4 protein-coding genes and 1 CRISPR repeat array are annotated in these 4032 nt (G+C 56.6%); all 4 genes read left to right on the top strand.

All coding sequences use genetic code 11. The annotated features are described in order from the left end of the window. Window positions 1-407 (top strand): hypothetical protein (locus tag Q0349_RS13385; RefSeq protein ID WP_298081514.1); only part of this gene is annotated, 407 nt, incomplete at its 5' end. A 753-nt stretch (window positions 408-1160) separates the two neighbouring features. Further along, window positions 1161-1681: direct repeats of the CRISPR family, unit length 36 nt; unit sequence ATTAAAAACTTGTCCCTGCTTCAAAGGGATTGCGAC. 232 nt (window positions 1682-1913) lie between these two features. Beyond that, entirely contained in the window at window positions 1914-2321 is a 408-nt protein-coding gene (locus tag Q0349_RS13390) for a VOC family protein (RefSeq protein WP_298081515.1), read from the top strand. Continuing rightward, on the top strand, window positions 2321-2611 hold the full coding sequence (locus Q0349_RS13395; RefSeq protein WP_298081516.1) for a helix-hairpin-helix domain-containing protein: 291 nt from the start codon (window positions 2321-2323) through the stop codon (window positions 2609-2611). The genes Q0349_RS13390 and Q0349_RS13395 overlap by 1 nt, the downstream gene beginning before the upstream one ends. A 539-nt stretch (window positions 2612-3150) precedes the next feature. Further along, a complete protein-coding gene (gene tatC, locus Q0349_RS13400; RefSeq protein WP_298081517.1) occupies window positions 3151-3930 on the top strand; it encodes a twin-arginine translocase subunit TatC in 780 nt (259 codons plus the stop codon). Window positions 3931-4032: the final 102 nt, after the last annotated feature.

A 4032-nucleotide genomic window follows, 5' to 3' on the forward strand; every position in this document is an offset into this window, starting at 1 on the left:
TGGGCGTTATCGGCATCGTCGTCATCGGGCCGCAGCGCCTGCCCGAAGTCGTGCGCACCGCGGTCATCACCGTGCGCAAAATCCGCCGCGCCTTCAGCGACGTGCGTGCCGATATCGAACGCGAACTCGACCTCGACGACATGCGCAAAATCCTGCACGACGCGGACATGAAAGCGCACATCAACAAACTGAACCAGGACATCATGAACCTGGACAAAGATGCCCGCGAGCTCGGCGACAACATCAAAACCGACCTCGAACACGCCTACGACGGCTACACCCCGGAAGACGGCGAAGCCGAAGCCGACACCGGCGTTGAACCCCCGCGCGACAGCGAAGCCACCACCCCGGCAGACGAAAAACTGACGCTGACAAAACCGCCCGCCAGCGATAACAGCAAAGACTGAATCCCACCGTTCCCCCCGTAGCGTAGCGCAAAAAACATCAACCCATTCGACAACCGTTGCTGCGAGCAGTCAATACACTCCTTCCCCTGTGGGAGAGAAGTGGGGTTACTGGCGGCGCGCGCGGTGTTTTGGCAAACCCACGGAAAACGTAGGGTGGGTCTTGACCCACCGCAACAAACAACCGTCCTGTTTTTAACGGAAGAACAAGCCGCCGATATGCCCCTTCCCCTGTGGAGGAGCAAACGCAGGTCGGTCTCATGGCCGACTTCAAAAAGATGTCGGGCATAATGCCCAACCTACACGGCTGAACTGCCCCTCCCCCGGTGGGGACTGGAACAGCTTGCGCAGCGACAAGTTTTTAACGGTGGGGCAAGCCCCACCCTACCGCTGCGCGAATACTCACAGCAAACGCAGGTCGGCCATTCATGCCCGACCTGCACAGCGCTCCATCTACGCCAACAAAGCGCCGTACAAAAATTTGTGAGGATTGCCATACATACACCGTCCCCGCTATCGTGGATGAATGAACTTTCCAAAAACGGTTGCCAACCAAACACCATCACCTCGCCAGCATATAAAAAACCGTCAAAATACCGTAAAATACGCGCGTATCGCAGCCTGCGGAACCACAAAAAATACTCATGAAAAACCCTAACAAAAACAATGCCCGAAGGCTCAACTTTTCCCCGCTGGCAAAAGTTGGAAACGCCCTTCGCAATTGCTTGAAAATAAGGAGGAAAAATACACCCCGCTATTAAAAACTTGTCCCTGCTTCAAAGGGATTGCGACGAAGGGAAGTAAAGAGACATGATGAGCTCCTTGATTAAAAACTTGTCCCTGCTTCAAAGGGATTGCGACGATTTGCGCGCAGTACGCAGCAATGCCTCACTTGATTAAAAACTTGTCCCTGCTTCAAAGGGATTGCGACAAGGGCTTCAGCCGACTTACGTGCAGTGCGCAACATTAAAAACTTGTCCCTGCTTCAAAGGGATTGCGACTCACCAGCTAGACCAGTAAAAGATTCCTGATCAATTAAAAACTTGTCCCTGCTTCAAAGGGATTGCGACTTGATGTTGGGTGTTCATGTGAATCTCCAAATAATTAAAAACTTGTCTCTGCTGCAAAGGGATTGCGATCCGGCGAGATGCTGCGCAAGTTGCGCGTGTTCGGATTAAAAACTTGTCCCTGCTTCAAAGGGATTGCGACTATCGAGGACCTCTTGTTGATCCTCTAATTGAATTAAAAACTTGTCCCTGCTGCAAAGGGATTTCCATTAAAAACGCCGACGGTTGTCGGCGTTTTTTCTGTAATAACTGCTATCGCGGAATCTGCAAACATGGAAACGGCAATCGCGGGGCGGGCTACCCATATGGCGATACTCGCAAAGCCCTGTACGGGGTTGCAAAATCTGGCAAGGCGGCCCGCATTGTCTGCGTTTCTCGCTGCACGAGCGGTTCCCGTTGCGCCTTGCATCCCGCGCCACCCGCCTCAACCTGGAATTTTGCAATGAACCAGCACCTCAACTACATCACCCTCGGCGTTGCCGACCTCGCCGCCTCGCGCCGCTTTTACCGTGAAATATTCGGCTGGCAGGAGCGCGGCGACAGCAACGAACACATCGCCTTCTTTCAGGCGGGCAGCGCGCTGATACTGGCGCTGTTTCCACGTGAAGCGCTGGCGGCCGATGCGAATGTCGCCGCTGACGGCAGCGGCTTTCCGCGCTTTACCCTCGCGCACAACGTCGCCTCACGGGAAGCAGTGGACGCGCTCTTTGCCGCCTTCGCCGCGCAAGATGTCGCTATCGTCAAACCGCCGCAGGCAGTATTTTGGGGCGGCTACAGCGGCTATATCAGCGACCCGGATGGCTTCCTTTGGGAAATCGCCCACAATCCTTACCTGGAAAAACTGCGCTGATGCACCCGGCAAAAGTGCGACGTGAAGCGGTGCGCGAACTCACCGACTTGCCCAACGTTGGCAAAGCAACCGCCGCCGATTTGCACCGCCTCGGTATCCATACGCCGCAAGATTTGCTCGGCTGCGACGCCTATGCGCTTTATCGCGAGCTCTGCCGCCTTGATGGCGTGCGCCACGACCCCTGCGTGCTGGACGTGCTGCTGTCGCTCGTGGATTTTATCCAGGGCGGCGCGGCGCAGCCGTGGTGGGCATTTACCGCCGAACGCAAAGCACGCTGGCCGGGGTTGTGAGCGGGCAAAATAACGCATACCCTGTTCGCCCCCGTTTTACCATTTACACACCGCTCCCACTATCGTGTATGTATAGCCACCCACCGAAAGCCTCATACTGTGTTGCGTCGCCTGATCGGGCACCCTAAAAAAATAGCGATGCCATTTTTTTAGGGAAACCCACGCCGTACAAGGGCGTACTGTCTTCGGCGACGCGTCTTGTCCGAAACTTTCGGCGGATGGCTCTAGTGGGTGTTTGCAATGCGTTTTGAGAGCCGTCGCTACGCGGGTCGTAGCAATCTTCCGCCCTCACCCCACCCCCTCTCCCAAAGGGACTGGAACAGCTCGCACAGCGAGAGAGGGGCTTATCCGCCGAATTGTAAGCAACCCCGCAGGGCGGGTCTTGACCCACCCGGACGGTTTGAATGGTGGGGCAACCCCACCCTACGACCGTTAAAATAACGGGATGCGCCCCGCGTAGCGCACAAATCATTTACATACACCTTACCCGCTATTGTGTATGTAAATGCCCCCTGAAACCCATCCATCCTGCAATCACCATGACCGACACCCCCAACACCCCGGAAAACGACGACCCGGAAATGCCCATCGTTGAGCACCTCATCGAGCTGCGCACCCGCCTGTTGCGCATCATCTACGCCCTCGGCGGCGTTTTCCTGCTGCTGCTGCCGTTCCGCAACCGCGTCTATGAGACTTTCGCCCTGCCGGTTTTGAACAATATGCTGCCCGGCCAGACCATGCTCGCCTACGACGGTATCGACATTTTCCTCACCCCGATCAAAGTCTGCCTCTTTCTCGCCTGCCTCTTTACCATCCCGTGGATTCTCTACCAGGTGTGGGCATTCGTCGCGCCGGGGATGTACCGCCACGAAAAGCGGCTGGTGCGCCCCATCCTCATCTCCTCCACCGTCCTCTTTTACACCGGCGTGCTGTTCGCCTATTTCATCATCCTGCCGATATTGTTCAGCTTTTTGGCGGGCATCGAGCTCAAGGGGGTGGAATACAAGCCGGACATCACCCAGTACATGAACCTCAGCCTGACGATGTTTATCGCCTTTGGCGCGGCGTTTGAAGTGCCGGTGGCGACGGTCATCTTCATCATGCTCGGTCTCGTCCGCCCGGAAACGCTTGCGCAAAAGCGCCCGTACATCATCCTCGCCGCCTTCACCATCGGGATGCTGCTGACCCCGCCGGATGCGATTTCGCAAACGCTGCTGGCGGTGCCGATGCTCATCCTCTTTGAAGCGGGGCTGTACATCGGCAAACGCCTGCTCGCCAAACGCGAGGCGGAAGCGGGCAATGGCGACGCGGCGCCGTAGGGGCTGTTTACATTTCGTTTTGGATGCGGTCGCTACGCGATTTTTCACACCCCCTCCCCGACCCTCCCCCGCTTCGCAGGGGCGGGGGGTTCAAATTGCAAA

Origin of the sequence: uncultured Cardiobacterium sp., from assembly GCF_938028185.1 — a bacterium.
GTDB lineage: Bacteria > Pseudomonadota > Gammaproteobacteria > Cardiobacteriales > Cardiobacteriaceae > Cardiobacterium.